This window comes from Gaetbulibacter sp. M235 (assembly GCF_043876835.1).
In the GTDB taxonomy this organism is placed as follows: domain Bacteria; phylum Bacteroidota; class Bacteroidia; order Flavobacteriales; family Flavobacteriaceae; genus Yeosuana.
Genome location: NZ_JBAWJZ010000001.1, coordinates 294,122 through 311,358, shown reverse-complemented (window position 1 = coordinate 311,358; position 17,237 = coordinate 294,122). Strand labels below are relative to the sequence as shown.

Sequence of the window (17,237 nt, the reverse complement as noted above, 5' to 3'; positions counted from 1 at the left end):
AACTTTATATTCTTTTTAAAGTTTTTTTGGTAACAATTTGCCCGTTAGAAAGTTCAACCTTTGTAATATAGGTCGACTGACTTAAATTAGAAAGATTATATATTTCTGAAGAGTTAGATCCTTTTAATTGATAAAGCGTTCTTCCTAAAACATCAAAGATTTTAACCGTTTTAATAATTAAATTACTATTGGTTTTAAATTCAACACTCCCGTCATTAAGCTCAATAACCGTAAGCTTATTTGAATTTAGTTGAGCTTCTATGTCTAATAATGTTTCAGATTGAAAGACAATTTCAAAACGATCTCTAAACTCTCCAATTTCTGAAGTAAACGTATAATTTGATTCAGATAAATTATGAACAGTATTCATTAAATTATCTTTTAAATAAATGGCATTCGTATTAAAAAAGTCGCCTTTAAATTGGGCTATTGATAGGTTATATAATGTAGCCCCAGTAATAGCAGTATAAAATCCTAAAGGGATAACTTCACTAAGATTTAAACTGTTTGGATTTTTCCCTTGAATAACATATTTTGATTGATTATCTGATATTAAAGAATATAAAGCTGCTGCTGTTTTTGGAGTTAAATTTCTAGGAGCATCATAATACATCCCGTCAAAATCATTTGTAGCACCATTAACATAACCCACTAATATTTGATTAAACACCCCAATATCTGAGGTTAAATTTACCCACAATTTATTGTAATCTTCATTTGATTTTGAGTGTTTAGAATTGGATGCTTTAAAAAACTGGTTGTTATTTCCGGTTACCCGCATAGCATTATTAAATATAACTTCACCTGTTACGATGTCTCCATTAACAGCTAATGCCCCACCATAATTTGAATAGTTTACAAAAAACCCTTGACCAGAAGGAATAAACCGATTTGGTATTACCTTATCTCCTCCAGCTGTTCCATCAATACCATTTATCACAGCGTAATCTAGCTCAGAAAAATTTAAACCTTGGTTACCATTTGCCGTTGCAGAAGGTTGGGTATTTTGAGACCATAAATAAATTACACCTTCCAAAGCTCCATCAGGGTTTGAACTGAAATTATACACATTCAAATCAAAAAAATCATCAGCACTAATGGCAGAAGGATAAGGGTTTCCAATAAGGTTTGAGTTGTTGTCATTAAATTCTGAGTCATTTCTATAAACAGGGACTGTAATGATTCCATTGTTGAAAGGTCCATTAAATGTATATTCGATGCTACATGAAGTACCTGGACAACCAGGGGTGCTTCCAAAAATTATAGCATCATGTGTAGATGCATAACCAATGCCAGGTTTCATAACCGTAGCTCCATTTACCCATTGCCAATCATTTCCATCATCATCAATATTGTCTTGAAAACCAGGTATGCAATTATTATCATTATTTGATTCAGCACAATGATCTAAATAGTTTTGTGCATTAAAAATATAACGTCTGTTGGTTGTCGATTCAAATAAGCCATCAGCAATAGTTTCACCTTCAACAGGAGAACTCCAATATGTGTATTCGTACCAATTATTTGCTGGAGAGGCCGTGTTTTTATTAACCACTATTTTCGTTTTATCACTTAAAACAGCACCACCAACAACGCTATCATCATTATTTTGTACAAAAGAGCCTTTAGGTTGCACAATAATATTGCCATTAACGGTTAGATCATTTTCCACTTCTACAAAATTACCGTCTGCAATATTTAAAGTAAAACCGTTATTTACAGTTAAGCCACATGCGCTAAAATCACCATTTGATGTGGTATCATAATCGTCATTTAATGTAGCAATAGTTCCTATGGTTGGTGCGCCGTTAGACCATGTTGATCCATCCCAAGTGGTACTATAGACGTTGAGTCTCACCGCACTTGACGCTTTATAACAGGTTGCTGTATTTTCTCTAACTTGGCAATAATATTGGTAACCATTTAATCCTATTGTGCTAGAAATATCCAGCACATTTGTTGTTTCTCCACTGTAAGGGGAACTATTAGGTACTATTGTCCAACTTACATCTCCAGGTTTAGAATAATACCATTTATATGCTAGAGGATTATTCCCAACAAAACCTTCATCTGCTTCAACTGTTAATGTTGCAGTTAAATCGCAAGTTGATGAGGAAGCTATAGGTTGTGTAGTAATGGATGGTGGCGTTCCTGTTGAAAAATCGTAAACACTAATATCAGAATAGTCATTAGTCCCACAAGATGCTAAACCAGTTCCTATCCAATCTATAATATCCCAATCATTATCATCAAAAGGGTCAGAAAATGAAGTAGCCGTATTTTTTCGTTTGAAATCAAAACCTCTATCGCCTGAAACAGTTGTATGTAAAGTATCCATCCAATCTGAATCTCCAAAAACACCAAATTCATCAACAAGATTACCAGAATTTAATAATGCAATGTAATCATGTTTGTTCGCTTCTTTATTAATACCTCCAAGAGTTGTAGAATTAAAATTACTATATGAGCTATCGCCCCCTGGCTGTCCATCACAATTATAGCTTCCTGAATATCCGGTTGATATTACAAAGGTTTGTCCTGCCAGAATGGTTCCGCTTAAAGCTTGTGTTTTATATTTTCCGGTATCTAAAGGATCTGTATTGCCATTAATATAAATGTCAATGGAATAATTAGATAAGTCAATATCTCCATTACTAGGATTATACAACTCAATATATGATAGACCTCCATATGTTGCATCGGTGATTTCACTAATAAAAATCTCTGTTAGTGAAGAACCTCCTTCGCAACTACTTACTTGATTGTCAATTACCGTAAATGGGATAATACTTGTACAGGGCTGATCATCAATAATTTCTAGATTGCCAGTGACAGCTCCATTTGGAACAACAACCTCCATTTCGGTTGAAGAGATATGATTAACGGTAGCTGATAAACCATTAAATGAAGCTGAAGCAGAAGTCAAATTTGTTCCTGTTACAGTAACAATAGTTCCTTCTGGACCAGAACTTGGCGTGATGGTATTGCTTCCAGCTACACACAATCCGGTTCCTCTTATGTTAAATGTATATGGATTTTCATCAGAATCATTATTGTTGATTGTTATAATTGCATTTTTAACTCCAGGTGACAGTGGAACAAAAGTAATTTCCAATATAGTAGGGCTTCCATAAATTATGGGACTTATCGGATTTAGAGTAATTGAAAAGTCATTTGGATTTGTACCATTAATAGATATACTAGATATGGTCAAATCAAGACCACCTAAATTCTGAATTCTATATGATTTTGATTGTGAGGAACCAATGAATTGAGTTGAAAACAAGGTGTTGTTTGTTCCATTGGGGATATTGCTATTTGTATTGTCATCAGGTATATTAGGGAATGTCCCTAAATTGCCCTCAACATTTATTTCTACAACTGAAGGTAAACAACTAGGCAATAAAGAGTTTAAACCAGATGAACCACCATAAGCTACTTCCTGCCAGTTTGTTGCAGTATCTGAGTTATCTTGGGTTACATCTATAACATGTAAAGAACTGCCATTGCCATTGCCTCCGTCACTATTATTATAAGTTACAGTGTCTGATATAGCTCCATTAGATGCTTTTAATGTAATTGTACCACTAGTATTGCCCAAAGTTCCAGTTCCTAAACTATTTGAATAGTCAGCAGTAAAGGGACAATCGAAATTAAATTCTGGTCCACCTCCATCACCAAGATTTATAGTAACACATGAACCATTTGCAATGGTTGTACCACATGGAAATGTAAATCTAGGAGTTCCCTCAACACTAATAATATAATTACTAATATCTTGTGAGCTTCCCGATAAGTTACAAATCTCTATCCATTCATCATCGGTTCCTGAGGAATTATACATAATCTCGGTAATCACAACATTAGCCAAAGGAGGATCTGTAATGGTTAGAGTTCCACTATTAATTGTATTTAAAGTCCAAAAATTGCCAACATTATCAGAAGTTATTCCTCCATAACTATAATTACTTCCATTAAGCTGAAAGCGACTAGCGTAATAATAGATTCCTGCAGGCAATCCACATCCAATTTCTGCTACATATTGATCATTGGCTATTGGATTGCCAAAGTCGTTGGATTCATCAGACCCATAAGTTGCCTCTATCCATATCCATCCAGAAGTTTGCCAAGGTTCGTAATCTTCATTAATAGTATTGTAGCCAATCCAAGCTTGGATACCAGAGCCTTGTCCGGCACTATCTGTTATACCTGGTTCGTAGGCTTGGGCATAAATATTAAATGTACTTCCGGTGGTAATACTTGCTGTTTTCGGATAATCTAAATTGCAAAAATCAACTTGGTCGGCTTCAACCGTAAGTACTCCAGACACATAATTCGTACCATTCCAAAAATTACCTCCATTTAACATTGCAGGTGTTTTTCCACCATATGTGTAAGGACCTCCATTCAATTGAAATCTGCTCACATAGTAGTAAGCTCCAGAAGAAAGCAAAGAACCAATTTCGGCTTCATATTGGTCGTTATTTCCCTGTTGAGAATTGAATGTTGCATCAACCCAGGTCCAATCAGGAGAGATAAAATCTGCAATAGTAGAAGCGTCTGTTAAACTATAACCAATCCAAGCATTTAAGCCTATAGCTTGACCTACTGCTTCTGTAACACCAGGCTCATAAGCTTGTCCATAAACAATAAAATTCCCTCCATCTATAATAGTTCCGTTTTCTGGAAAATCTACACTACAAAAATCTACTTTGTCGGTTAACCCCATTGCGTAAATAGAAAAATCATCAATACCTAAGCCATCATCACTACTTGTTGCATTAAAATCATTCCATTTTAACCAGAATACTGAACCATCACCAATTGCTAAACCTGTTATTGTAAATGTCATAAAAGTTCTATTGGCTACCGTATTACCATCAAGCGCTCCAATCGTTCCTATAGTAGTTGGCGCTATAAAATCTAAATTGTCTTCATTTGTCCATGTACCAGTAGTTAATGAAGTTGCATTTGTACTATATTGAAAATCTAATCTATCAACTCTTCCTGTTGCACCTAGTCTCCATTGTTCACCTGTAAAAGAAATAGTTAACTCTGAGACAAAAGAACCAGTATTATTTGTAAAACTAACACCAATGGTTGGAATCAAAGATCCTGATAGTAAACCACCAAAACTTCTGTCACTACTTGAAGGTGACCCAAAGCTATATGTATCACCATCTGCTCCACTACCTGTTCCTGCTGTATAAGTAGTGTTAGAATTTGTACCTGATTCTGAAAAACTCCATCCAACAGGTAAAGTGTTGGAAGTTCCTGTATTTGCTAACGTATTAAAATTTTGTGTGTAAGTGTTGCCGGCACCTAACCCAGTAATATTAATCTGCCCAAACCCAAAATTTATAACTCCTAAAAGAGTAACTAAAAAACATAATATTTTTATTGAAGTAATTTTTTTATTCATAAGTTAAATCCAAACTTTGGGGTTAAACTATTATTCTTATTGTTTCAATTGTTATTTTTGGGTCTATGCAAACCAAAAAAACATATACGGTACAAGAAGCTACTAAAAAATTAGAGCATTTTTGTGCATACCAAGAACGATGTCATCAAGAAGTTAGACAAAAGCTTAAGCAAATGCATATGATTCCTGAGGCAATTGACGTAATTATTGTACACCTCTTGAAACATAACTTTCTAAATGAAGAACGTTTTGCCAAAGCATTTGTAAGGGGTAAGTTTAAATATAAATATTGGGGTAAAGCGCGTCTTTCTTTTGAACTGAAAAGTAAAGATATAAACAAAATCAACATAAACAACGCACTTTCAGAAATTTCTGATGATGAATACATTAGGGTTTTGAATGAGTTAGCCGAGAAAGTGATTTTTTCTATTAAAGAACCTAATGTATTAAAGAAAAAGAAGAAGTTTGTTGATTACTTTTTATACCGCGGATGGGAATCACATTTGGTGTACGATAAAGCCAATGAGCTTATTAAATAAAGTGCTATTGTTCTATACACTAATTCCGTTTCTTTTATGGGTTCGTATAATAGCTTGGTTGTTTTTCCAATCAATCCATTGTTGCCCTTGAAGTCTTCTCATAGCATTATCAAAATTGCGCATGATCAATAAATTATAAACGGCCCTGCTAAAATTTATCGGATTTCTGGCAATAGCTCGCAAACTCATTGAAAATCCCGGTGTTATATAACGCATGTAATGCCAATAACCTTCTGGCATATATAATACTTCTCCATGATTAAGTTCGGTTTTATAACCTTCTGCTTTGGCTAATAAAGGCCATTTTTCAAAATCAGGATTAGTAAAATCAATATCTTCTCTGGTAATTAAAGAATGTGGCACTTTATATAAATAATCATTTTGTTTTTGGTCGAACAAAATAATTTGTTTGGTGCCCTCAAAATGAAAATGAAAAATATTTGCTAAATCAATATCATAATGCATAAAAGTATATGAATCCTGACCACCGAAAAATAACATGGGTATGTCTTTCATAAGGCGTATTCCAAAATCGGGAAATGTAAAATCTTTTTGAAGTTCAGGGATTTCCTTTAATGCATTCCATAAAAAAATACGATATCTGGTAGGTTCGCGTTTAAGCAAATCTATATAATCGCTCATTTTCATTTTAGCATGAGGCTCATTAAAACCGTCTTTATAGTCAACAGGTCTATCGTCATATAATGGAACGGTGATATGACCTGCAACGGCTTTCATATACTCTAAATTCCATTTCTTGTAAGCAGGCCAGTCTTCAATTTGCTGTTCAATAACCACAGGTTTTTGTGGCTTAAAGTAATGCTCAATAAAAGTTTTTTTATCAAGTTTTTTTACTCTAGGAATATCTTGCAGGTTCAATGCCATTAACTCAGTTTTGGTATTTCAAAGTTAAGAAAACGTTATTAAATTTGGAATAGTATTTGGGCATTCCTTTTCAAGTCGCGCTTTTCACTAAATCTTTTTTAATTTCTGATAGCCTTATGCTAATATCAAAAATTTAAAAAGGATACCCGTTGCAATCGATAATGCAAAATTTATTAATCAAAAGCACTTTATTTAATACCAAAAAAAGTATCAAAAAGGGGAAAGAATTTTTCAGGTTCTTCTAAATAAGGATTGTGCCCACTTTGTTCAAACATCACAAATTGTGCTTGCGACATAAAGGTTTTATATTGAATATTAAATTCTGGTGTTGATACACCATCATATCTGCCAGCAACAATTAAGGTTTTAGCTTTTACATTTTTTAATTGTTGTCTGTAGTCTTGGTTAATCATACTGCCACTAACATCAAAATCGCCATCTCTTCCAATAATGGTCGTGTAAACATCATTGTTCCAAACGCGATAAGGTTCTTTAGGCGAATTTCCTATGATTGAGGTATTGTGATAATATACATATTTTGTTGGAATGTTTGCATATAATGATTTTAAAGGCTCTTGACTAGACACGTAACCTAAAGCTCTTAAAGAATCAACTTGTTTCCATTTTTCGGGGAAATGTGTTTTTGCATAATGGTTATAACTATCGCAATTGGCTTGCCACATTTCACCACTATGAAAACCACTAATCAGCAATAACTTGTCTAAATGTTCTGGATATTTTATAGCATAGGCCTGAGCAGGAACTGTACCGTAAGAATGCCCTACAACAGATATTTTATCGAATTTTAATATGATTCGAAGTTTTTCAATAAGGTCTGTATCGTTTTCAACTGAATACTCAGATTTGTCTTTGGCATCATCACTTTTTCCTCTTCCTAAAAAATCAAAAAAAACAACCGTGTTGGTTTTGTAATATTGGCCAAAATTAGCTTGCATATAATCATGTGAATTGCCAGGGCCACCAGGCAAAAAGAAAATAGGATCGCCACTTCCTTTCACTTCTACATTAATTTTGTAGCCATCTATTTCATAAAATTTAGATTCAAATTTGCTGAAAATATCTGGATCTATTTGTGAAAAGGCACTAGATGATATAAAAAATAAGGCTAAATAAATTGCTGAAATAACGAGTTTCATATGAGAAGAGTTTTTGTAAATATACTTATTTTGATAGTAACTCAGTTACGGTATTTCCACACAAAATAGATATTAATATTTAATCAATTGTCTTCCTAATTCGGCTAAAAAAGGGAATCCAACAGTATCATATTCATATGTATTGTCATTGAAAATCTGATTTTTATTTACATGAATCGTTGCTGTTATAATGTATTCCTTCTTAGTTTTTTCGTTAATTATATAAGCACAATCGGTTAAGTAACCATAGGCATCGCCTACTTTATTATATATTTTTATATGTTTTGGAAGTGGTTGCTTTGAATCGCCAAACACTAAAAACTTGACATAGCTTTCATAATATTCATCTGATGTGTAACCAGCTTCTTGTGGCAATATATTCATGGTTTTTATTAAAAAAGCTCTATCATCTGCTGATAAGTGAAATTGCTTTTCATACGGAAATAAATCAGGAAACATAAGCTGTTTCATTATTTGGTGCAGGGATGTTATTGGCAAATAATTTTTTAGAGAAAAATCCATAGGATTATTGACTAAACTATCATTTATCATATAACCTTTTCCTTTTAAAGTATTATGTAATTGTAAGGGATCAATGGGTTTGTTAACTATAGAGTCTGTTTTTAAAATAATGGTGTCATTACCATAAAAAATCAAAGATTTTGTAGTGGTTACATCAGAATTTGGAACCGATAATCTGTGTGAAATTCTGGCATTTATACCTTTTTCTAAAAGTTTTGAATTGATATAGTCTTTTCCTAAATATTCAAATAATCTGTTATATGCTTCATTATCACTTACTGCAAATATTTTTTTAATTTCATCAGAAATGGTTGTTTTAATACTATCGCCCTCAACATTAAAAAGTGTGTTTATGTTAATTAATGGATCGGTATTCATTTTTTCCAAAGCCAGAATAGCAATAGGAAATTTTACAGTGCTTGCAGGATAAAAATAATTGCTATCATTTACTTGATAGCTGTAATCTTTAAAGGAAGCGGAGTCACCAATTCTTTCTATTTCAGTAAACAGAATCTGTACTTCATGATTTTGAATGTGGTCAACAACGGTTTTAATTTTTGGGTTACTTGAAGAAAGTACTTCTAAAATAGGGTCTTCATTTTTATGGGCACAACTTAAGGTAAAAAGAAACGTTATTAAAACAAGAAATTTCATGGAAATTAGGTTCAATGTGTTTATGGAAAAATTGACTCTGATAAATTTAAATAAAAGAACCACCTTTTTGGTGGTTCTTTTATTTAATTAAGCATCTTTTGAGTCATCTGTTTTATCAGAAGATGGTTTTTCTTTGTCTGGAGTATTTTTTTCTCCAACAGTTTTACCCTTTAAATACTCTGGCAATTCCATACCAGCCATATTAAACATATCCTGTAAAGGAGGAACAGATTGGTACATGCCAGAAAGGAAATTAGCTGTTGAAGATTTTCCGTCTTTTCCAGCGCCATTTTCCCAAACAGTTATTTTATCAATTTTAATATTTTTAATAGCTTCAGCTTGTGTTTTAACTAATTCTGGTAATTTATCGGCAATTAACAACAGAACAGCATCTTTAGAATTATTACCAGCCGCTTTAACTATTTGCTCTAAACCAGCGGCTTGTTTGGTTAATACTTCATACAGACCTTGAGCTTCAGCTTGTGCTTTGAAAAGAATAGCATCTGCTTCTCCTTTTGCGCGTCTTCGAATACGTTCTGCTTCAGCTTCAGCATCAATTTCAACTTTCCTTTTATCAATTTCTGCAGGAACAATAATATCGGCCATTTGAGATGAGCGTTCTCTTTCAGCTCTAGCTGTTTCTGCTTCTTTTTCAGCAGCATAGGATTCTTCAAGCGCTTTTGCAGACTGAACTTTTTCTGCAGCTATGGCAACACGTTCAGCTTCAGCTTCTCTTTGTCGACGTAAAGAATCAGAATTTGCAACGGCAATTTTTGCGGTGTTTTCACCTTCAACAGCTTGTGCATTAGCTGCAGCAACTTGAGTTCTTTGATCTTGCACAGCATTAGCTTCACCAATTGATCCATCTCTATTTTTTTCTGCAACCGATTTACGAGCGGCATTTATAGCATGAGCAGCAGCTTCTTTTCCTAAAGCTTCTATATATCCTGATTCATCAACAATATCAGTAATGTTTACGTTGATGAGTTTTAAACCTACTTTTTTAAGTTCAGATTCTACACTTTGTGAAATATTAGTTAGGAATTTATCTCTATCTGAATTGATTTCTTCAATGTCCATAGAAGCAACCACTAAACGTAATTGACCAAAAATGATTTCTTTAGCTAATTCTTGAACGTCTTGTAAGCCTAAACCAAGTAAGCGTTCTGCAGCATTTTGCATTATACCTGGTTCTGTTGAAACCCCAATAGTAAAACGTGAAGGCACATTTACACGAATGTTTTGTCTACTTAAAGCACTAATTAAGTTAACTTCAATAGACATTGGTGTTAAATCTAAAAATTCATAATCTTGAAAAACAGGAATTATAAATGCAGCTCCACCATGAATACATTTAGCTGATTGACCTCCACCAACTTTTCCATAAACTACTAATATTCGGTCAGAAGGGCATCTTTTATATCTTCTTACAAGTATGATTAAAAATAAAAAGATAAAAAGAACAGCAAAAATTACTGTCATGGGTAATCCGAATTCAAAAGCTTGAAATAAAACAGGCATAGGTTATTTATTTAGTAGTTCAACAATTAATATTCCGTTTTCAGTAACGTTTTTTACTTTAATAACTGAACCTGATTTCAAATCGGTTTCAGAATCAGTTAGTGCTTCAAGCTCACGTAATGCTCCTTGAACTCTCACATGAGCTTTCCCTATTTTTGAGCGTTTAGCGCCAATGGTTAAATAAACTTCTCCAACAGCATTTATGGCATTTTTAAAATCTAAAGTTCCACTATCATTTAATTTTCTCATATAGTAAAACATAGCGGCCATAATTGTCATCATTATTAAACCACAAACAACAGAAATAATAATTGTAATAGGTTGAGAAAGTTGTGCATCAATACATGCAATGCCACTCCAACCGAATATTGTAAAAAATCCAACTAGGTTTTTAAAAGTGATAAACTGAAAGCCAACTCCTGTATCTGCATCAATTTCTGAATCGGTACTAAGATCATCTGAATCACTTCCAGCAAAGGTTAAAATCATTGAGATAATAAAAATCAATGATCCAATTATTGCTATACTCCAATATATTTTTGGGAATAATGCTAAGTTTGAAAACCACTCTGCCATAATAAAAGTTCTTTTAATAACTATTGTAAGATAAAACTTTAAAAACAGTTATACAATACTTAAAATATAATTTTATTATAGGTGTTATAAACCAATTTTTTGTTACATAAAACGGATATTATTTAAAATTATAAGTTAGTCCAAACAATAAATTACCTTTTGGCATAGGCACTAAATTGGTTTCAGTATATTCCGTATTAAAAATATTATTGGCTATTACTGAAATTTCAAAAGCTTTAAGATTTAAGTTTAGGCTTGCATCAACTACCGAGGAACTGTCTCCACTTGTTCTTTCGGCATATTTGTAAACAATACTTTGCGACACATTTTTAATAAAACTTGTGCTTAGTTTTGAGGTTACATGATGTTTTAGAGAGTTGATGGAATACCTTGAAAAGTTTACATTTATGCTTTTAATGTCATCTTCCAAAAAGGTGTACGACATGTTCAATGATTGATTGAGTTTCCCTAATTTAAAATTATAATTACTATTTAATTCTAGGCCTTTAGTATTTAATTCTACTATGTTAGTGGCTTGCCAACGGTCTTCTGTATTTTCTTTAACATAATCAATAAGTTTCTTGGCGTCTCTATTAAAAACAGCCAATGAAGCATTAAAATTTTTGGTAATGTATTTCAGTCCAAGTTCTTCGGCGATAGCTTCTTCAGGATCTAAATTTTCATCTCCAATGGAGGTTGGATCACTATAATACAAATCTGTATATGTTGGTATTCTGTATGTATAACCAATATTTCCGTAAATTTTTAAGGTGTTATTTAATTTATAACCTATATCAATGCCAGGAAAAGCATGAAATTTAAAATCTGAAAAATAGTTGACAGCAATGCCTGGTGTAATATCTAATTTTTCATCAGCAAGTTTAAATAAATGCTCTAAAAACAGGGTAGTCATAAAACGGTTTCGTTGGCCTAAATTGTTGCTTGATAAATATACTTTTGCTACATCAACACCAAATCCGGTAACTCCTAAACTAGAATTATATTCGGCATTAAATTCAGCACCAACCTTATTGGTTTGATGCAAATTCCTGTAAATGGAAGGGTCCTGACGCACGTAAATATATTCGTCTTGATTGCGTCTCCAATATAAACGTGGTTTTAAAGTGAGTTTTTCATTTTTAATTTCTGTTGAAACACCTATCAAACTTGTTTGAGTTTCCTCATATTGATTTATAGCACTTGGACTTGCATAAAAACCATTGGCTCCAAATTTACGCTCAGAAAATGAGGTAATCATTTCAATAGGTAACGCGTTTTTATTAAAAGTACTTTTTATAAAATAATTCTGATTGTCGTAATCGGTATTATATCTGTATCCGTCAGAAATATTTCTTGAAACATGAACCAGATGAGATGAATTTTCTAAAGAACTTGCTACTGTTACCGATGCATTTTTTTGCCCAAATGAACCGGCTCGTACACCTAAAGACACTAAGTTATCTTGACTTTTTTTAGTAACAATATTAATAGCACCGGTAAAAGCATTTTGTCCAAAAACTCTGGCTGCCGGACCTTTTATAATTTCGATACGTTCAATAACTTCAATAGGTAAAGCCATATTCATGGTATGGTGACCGGTTTGAGCATCGTCAACTTTAATGCCATCAATAAGTAAAAGTGTTTGGTCAAAACTACCACCACGAATGTATAAATCGGCTTGCATGCCAGCTGTTCCACGTCGTCTTATATCAACACCAGCAAACTGTTGTAATAAATCGGCAACATTTGTTGCGGCACTTTGTTTAATATCTTCAGAAGAAATAATGGTTATGGTTCTGGAGTTTTGAGAAAAAGGTAAATCAATTCTACTTGAAGTAATAATAATCTCTTTTAACTGTTGCTCTTGTAAAGTGTCTTGTTGTTTAACTTGTTCGTTTTGAGCATTTACAATTATAGAAACCAATATAGATAAAGCTAAAAAATAGTTGTTTTTCATAATAAGTAATTGAAAGTATTTTTGCGTTGTAAAATTCGTAACTTTCTGGACTAGTTAAGTAGTCCAGTTTTAAAATTATGAATAGTCCGGTTGATGAGCTTTTAAAGCAATTGATTTATCTTGAAAAATCGAATTCTACAGCGGTTTATATTCAAGCTGCGCAACAAATTATTAACGCTATTCAACGTGGCTACTTAATAGAAGGCACTTGGTTACCAGGCACTCGTACTTTTAGTCAATTATTTAATATCAATAGAAACACTGTTGTTGCTATTTACAATGAATTGGCTTCACAAGGTTGGGTTGAAATTATACCCAATAAAGGGACTTGTGTTTTGGTTCCAGAACAAAAAACAGCCGCGATTAAAGCTACTTCGCAACGAATTGACCAAGTGTACGAATATTCTAGGACAACAGGTTTTTCTTTTCAACCGTCTTTAAATTTGGCTCCTACACACGAGCATAATCAAAACAAATATAGTATTAATGATGGACAACCAGATTTAAGATTACACCCGACACATCAATTTTCGAAATGGTATAGTGCTTCCATGAAGCGAAAATCGTTAATTTCAAAATGGAATCAATCTGCGCTATCTTCTTATTCTGTTTTCGAAACCCAATTATGTAATTATTTGAATGCCACTCGTGGATTTCATATTAAGCCTCATAACTTAATGAGTACTAGAAGTACGGAAATGAGTCTTTATATCGTTTCCCAATTATTATTAAAACCTAACGATATTGTTTTAGTTGGCAATTTAAGCAACTATGCCGCCAATATGATTTTTCAACAATCGGGTGCAATCATTAAAACAATTCCAATAGATGATGATGGTATAGATATAGAATACATTAGGAAGCATTTCACAAAACATTCCATCCGTTGTATTTATGTGTGTGCTCATCGTCATTATCCAACTACTAAAACACTTAGTGCTGAACGGCGTTTACAACTAATGCAACTCGCTAAAGATTACCAGTTTGCAATTATTGAAGACGATTATGATTACGACTTTCAGTTTGATGGTTCTGCCATGTTGCCTATGGCAAGCTCAGACGCCAATGGTGTTATCATTTATTTAGGTAAGCTGGGTCAGTCGTTATTTCCAAGTTTTCAAACAGGATTTGTAATAGCACCAGAGAATTTAATTTCAGAAGCTAAAAACTATTTAAAACTATTGGACAGGCAAGGCGATTTAATTCAAGAACAAATGCTTTCAGAGCTTATTTATGAAGGAGAGATGCATCGATTAATTAAGAAAAATATAATAGTCTATAAACAACGGCGTGATTTTCTGTGTAAATGCCTTTCTGAAAATTTTAAGAAACATGTGTTTTGGGAGAAACCTTCTGGAGGTTTAGCGCTATGGTTGCGTTTTGAACCAAAAATATCCTTAGTCAAGCTAGCTGAACAAGCACAGAGAAATGATTTATTTCTTCCAAAAACAATTCTTTACCAAGACAAAAACACCTGTTCTATTCGTTTTGGATTTGGAGATTTGAACGAAGAAGAAATTGAAATTATAGTCAAGAAACTAAAAATGGCCTATGATTCAGTCTTAAATAGTTAAAATATTTTTGTTGAAAGGATAAGCTATTTTTGAACAACCTGAAGAATAGAAATTCATAGAAAGTAGTATCTTAGACACTTATTTTTTATTTATGAAAAGCTTCTTTTTATTTCTGCTAGTTGTGTGTATTAGCTTTACCGCAACCTCTCAAGTATCTTCTACTTATACCATTTCATTTGAAAACGCAGTGCATCATGAAGCTTTTGTTGAAGCCACATTTACAAATATTAAAACAAATGAGGTAGAATTTAGAATGAGCAGGACATCACCTGGGCGTTATGCCTTGCATGAGTTTATGAAAAATGTATATGCCGTAAAAGTTACAGACAGTAAAGGAAAAACTTTAGAGTTTTCCAGACCAGACCCATATTCATGGAAAGTAAAAGATCATGATGGCACTATTAAAGTGAGTTATATTTTGTTTGCAAACAGAGGCGGAGGTACCTATTCGCAAATTGACGAAACGCATGCGCATCTTAATATTCCTGCAACATTTATGTATGTACCAAGTTTAGAAAATGATGGTTTTGAAGTTACCTTTAACCCACGCGAAGATTTAAAATGGAAAGTAGCCACACAGCTAAAACCTATTTCAGGAAATACTTACTATGCCAAAAATCTTCAATATTTTATGGATAGCCCAACAGAAATAAGTAATTACAGTATGCGTTCTTTTGATGTAAAGGGGCAAACAATAAACTTTGTGTTGCACCATAACGGAACAGAAGAAGAATTGGATGCGTATTTTGAAAAAGTAAAAAAAATCGTGTTGCAGGAAGAAGCCATTTTTGGCGAGCTTCCCAAATATGATTATGGCACATATTCGTTTTTGGCTTGTTATGTCCCTAATGCATCAGGCGATGGTATGGAACACCGTAATTCAACCATAGTTACTTCAACTACCAGTTTAGCAAACGGCGGAATGGATAACAATATAGGTACTGTTGCTCATGAGTTTTTTCATTGCTGGAATGTAGAACGTATCCGCCCTAAAGCACTGGAACCTTTTAATTTTGAAAAAGCCAATATGAGCGGAGAATTGTGGTTTGCCGAAGGGTTTACAAGTTACTTTGATGATTTGGCTTTATGTAGAGTAGGATTAATCAGTCATGAAGCTTATGTTGATGGATTGATAGGAACCTTTAATTATGTTTGGAATTCTCCAGGAAGACAATTTTTTAATCCTATTGAAATGAGTTATCAAGCACCATTTGTTGATGCGGCACGTTCTGTTGATCCAGTAAATAGAAATAATACGTTTATTTCTTACTATTCATACGGAAGCGCACTCGGTTTGGCTTTAGATTTATCTTTAAGAGAAAAAGGTTTAAACTTAGATGATTTCATGAAATTAATGTGGACTGGCTTTGGAAAACAAGAAATACCATACACCGTCGAAGACATATACAATACGTTAAAGGCTTATGCAGGAGCAGATTTTGGAAATTATTTTTTCAACCATTATATCTATAAAAGCGAGATGCCAGATATGAAGCGTTTATTAAGTAATGTTGGCGTGTCTTTAACCCAAAACACTAGTAACATATCTTTTGGCGCAACTATCAGCAATGGCATTATTATAGAAAATGCTATGATGGGGTCATCTGCATATAAGGCTGGTTTAGAGAATGGTGATAAAATTGTTAAAGTCGGTGATTTACTAATAAGTGATTCCGTAGATGTTAATTCTATATTAAGAACTTACAAGCCAAATGATGAGGTCAATATTGTTTATGAACGTTTGGGTATCATAAGAAAAACTACCGCAACATTACAACCAAGCCAAACTTATAACCTTAGTTTATTTGAAGCTAATAACATGGCGTTAAGCTCTGACCAAAAAACCAATAGAGAGTCTTGGCTACAGCCTAAATAAATTTACCTTCTGTTTTGCATTAAAAAATGTATTTTTGAAATATTATAAATAGTCTATCATCATGAAAACTGCATCACTTCTTTTATTGTTTTTTATAACAAGCATTGGCTTTGCTCAAAATAATCATATTGTAAAAACAGATGATGGAAGACGTGTTTTACTTAAAGCCGATTTTACTTGGGAATATATAGATTTAGAAAAACCAGTTCCAGATAAAAGATGTCATGTAGCACAGGATTTTAAGGAACCTGTTTTAGATAACAACATCCAAATACAATTAAAAAAAGGACGAGCTACCATTGACCATATAAAGCAGAAAGTTGCCAAAGATTATAAATGTGATGTAGATGATGTTTTATTGCTTTCTGCTTCAGAAGAAAAAGAAAGAGGAACCTATAATTTTTGTGCTAATGGTACTAATATTACTTATAAGCGCAATGGCTTTACCATTATAAAAAGTAGAAAGCTTTTTTAACCTAGTTACACCTCAAACGATTACCATTTTAAGCAACCATGCATTCTTAAGCAAACTTTAAGAATCCCTTCATTAGTTT

At 33.1% G+C, this 17,237-nt stretch carries 11 protein-coding genes; 4 read left to right on the top strand and 7 right to left on the bottom strand.

Annotated features, from left to right (window positions below; genetic code table 11):
- Positions 1 to 4 precede the first annotated feature (4 nt).
- Positions 5 to 5,422 (bottom strand): lamin tail domain-containing protein, encoded by a 5,418-nt coding sequence (locus tag V8G69_RS01430; protein ID WP_394879919.1) that lies wholly within the window; start codon positions 5,420 to 5,422, stop codon positions 5 to 7.
- A 65-nt stretch (positions 5,423 to 5,487) separates the two neighbouring features.
- On the opposite strand from V8G69_RS01430, the gene V8G69_RS01425 reads away from it, so the two are divergent.
- Positions 5,488 to 5,961 (top strand): regulatory protein RecX, encoded by a 474-nt coding sequence (locus tag V8G69_RS01425; RefSeq protein WP_394879918.1) that lies wholly within the window; start codon positions 5,488 to 5,490, stop codon positions 5,959 to 5,961.
- A 12-nt stretch (positions 5,962 to 5,973) separates the two neighbouring features.
- On the opposite strand, the gene V8G69_RS01420 is transcribed toward V8G69_RS01425, so the two are convergent.
- The 6 genes from V8G69_RS01420 to V8G69_RS01395 all read right to left on the bottom strand — a co-directional run bounded on the left by V8G69_RS01420 (position 5,974) and on the right by V8G69_RS01395 (position 13,233).
- Positions 5,974 to 6,846, bottom strand: a complete 873-nt coding sequence (locus V8G69_RS01420; protein WP_394879917.1) for a cupin-like domain-containing protein — start codon at positions 6,844 to 6,846, stop codon at positions 5,974 to 5,976.
- Positions 6,847 to 7,034: 188 nt separating this feature from the next.
- Positions 7,035 to 8,003 carry an alpha/beta fold hydrolase gene (locus V8G69_RS01415; RefSeq protein WP_394879916.1) on the bottom strand — a complete coding sequence of 323 codons (969 nt, stop codon included), beginning with the start codon at positions 8,001 to 8,003 and terminating at the stop codon, positions 7,035 to 7,037.
- A gap of 72 nt (positions 8,004 to 8,075) precedes the next feature.
- Positions 8,076 to 9,179: a serine hydrolase gene (locus tag V8G69_RS01410; RefSeq protein ID WP_394879915.1), complete on the bottom strand. Its 1,104-nt coding sequence runs from the start codon at positions 9,177 to 9,179 to the stop codon at positions 8,076 to 8,078.
- An 87-nt stretch (positions 9,180 to 9,266) separates the two neighbouring features.
- Positions 9,267 to 10,700 (bottom strand): flotillin family protein, encoded by a 1,434-nt coding sequence (locus V8G69_RS01405; protein ID WP_394879914.1) that lies wholly within the window; start codon positions 10,698 to 10,700, stop codon positions 9,267 to 9,269.
- 3 nt (positions 10,701 to 10,703) lie between these two features.
- Entirely contained in the window at positions 10,704 to 11,276 is a 573-nt protein-coding gene (locus V8G69_RS01400; protein ID WP_394879913.1) for a hypothetical protein, read from the bottom strand.
- A gap of 118 nt (positions 11,277 to 11,394) precedes the next feature.
- Positions 11,395 to 13,233, bottom strand: a complete 1,839-nt coding sequence (locus tag V8G69_RS01395; RefSeq protein ID WP_394879912.1) for a TonB-dependent receptor plug domain-containing protein — start codon at positions 13,231 to 13,233, stop codon at positions 11,395 to 11,397.
- A gap of 77 nt (positions 13,234 to 13,310) precedes the next feature.
- On the opposite strand from V8G69_RS01395, the gene V8G69_RS01390 reads away from it, so the two are divergent.
- The 3 genes from V8G69_RS01390 to V8G69_RS01380 all read left to right on the top strand — a co-directional run bounded on the left by V8G69_RS01390 (position 13,311) and on the right by V8G69_RS01380 (position 17,158).
- Positions 13,311 to 14,807: a PLP-dependent aminotransferase family protein gene (locus V8G69_RS01390; RefSeq protein WP_394879910.1), complete on the top strand. Its 1,497-nt coding sequence runs from the start codon at positions 13,311 to 13,313 to the stop codon at positions 14,805 to 14,807.
- A 91-nt stretch (positions 14,808 to 14,898) separates the two neighbouring features.
- The gene (locus tag V8G69_RS01385; RefSeq protein WP_394879908.1) at positions 14,899 to 16,683 is read left to right on the top strand and encodes a M61 family metallopeptidase; all 1,785 of its coding nucleotides are present in this window, start codon (positions 14,899 to 14,901) and stop codon (positions 16,681 to 16,683) included.
- Positions 16,684 to 16,744: 61 nt separating this feature from the next.
- Complete coding sequence (locus V8G69_RS01380) at positions 16,745 to 17,158, top strand: DUF3157 family protein (protein WP_394879907.1); 414 nt, start codon at positions 16,745 to 16,747, stop codon at positions 17,156 to 17,158.
- The last annotated feature ends 79 nt before the right edge of the window (positions 17,159 to 17,237 follow it).

Coding starts and splice junctions, on each gene's coding strand:
- V8G69_RS01385 (WP_394879908.1), top strand. CDS start 14,899: ATGAAAAGCTTCTTTTTATTTCTGCTAGTTGTGTGTATTAGCTTTACC.
- V8G69_RS01425 (WP_394879918.1), top strand. CDS start 5,488: ATGCAAACCAAAAAAACATATACGGTACAAGAAGCTACTAAAAAATTA.
- V8G69_RS01390 (WP_394879910.1), top strand. CDS start 13,311: ATGAATAGTCCGGTTGATGAGCTTTTAAAGCAATTGATTTATCTTGAA.
- V8G69_RS01400 (WP_394879913.1), bottom strand. CDS start 11,276: ATGGCAGAGTGGTTTTCAAACTTAGCATTATTCCCAAAAATATATTGG.
- V8G69_RS01420 (WP_394879917.1), bottom strand. CDS start 6,846: ATGGCATTGAACCTGCAAGATATTCCTAGAGTAAAAAAACTTGATAAA.
- V8G69_RS01415 (WP_394879916.1), bottom strand. CDS start 8,003: ATGAAACTCGTTATTTCAGCAATTTATTTAGCCTTATTTTTTATATCA.
- V8G69_RS01410 (WP_394879915.1), bottom strand. CDS start 9,179: ATGAAATTTCTTGTTTTAATAACGTTTCTTTTTACCTTAAGTTGTGCC.
- V8G69_RS01380 (WP_394879907.1), top strand. CDS start 16,745: ATGAAAACTGCATCACTTCTTTTATTGTTTTTTATAACAAGCATTGGC.
- V8G69_RS01430 (WP_394879919.1), bottom strand. CDS start 5,422: ATGAATAAAAAAATTACTTCAATAAAAATATTATGTTTTTTAGTTACT.
- V8G69_RS01405 (WP_394879914.1), bottom strand. CDS start 10,700: ATGCCTGTTTTATTTCAAGCTTTTGAATTCGGATTACCCATGACAGTA.
- V8G69_RS01395 (WP_394879912.1), bottom strand. CDS start 13,233: ATGAAAAACAACTATTTTTTAGCTTTATCTATATTGGTTTCTATAATT.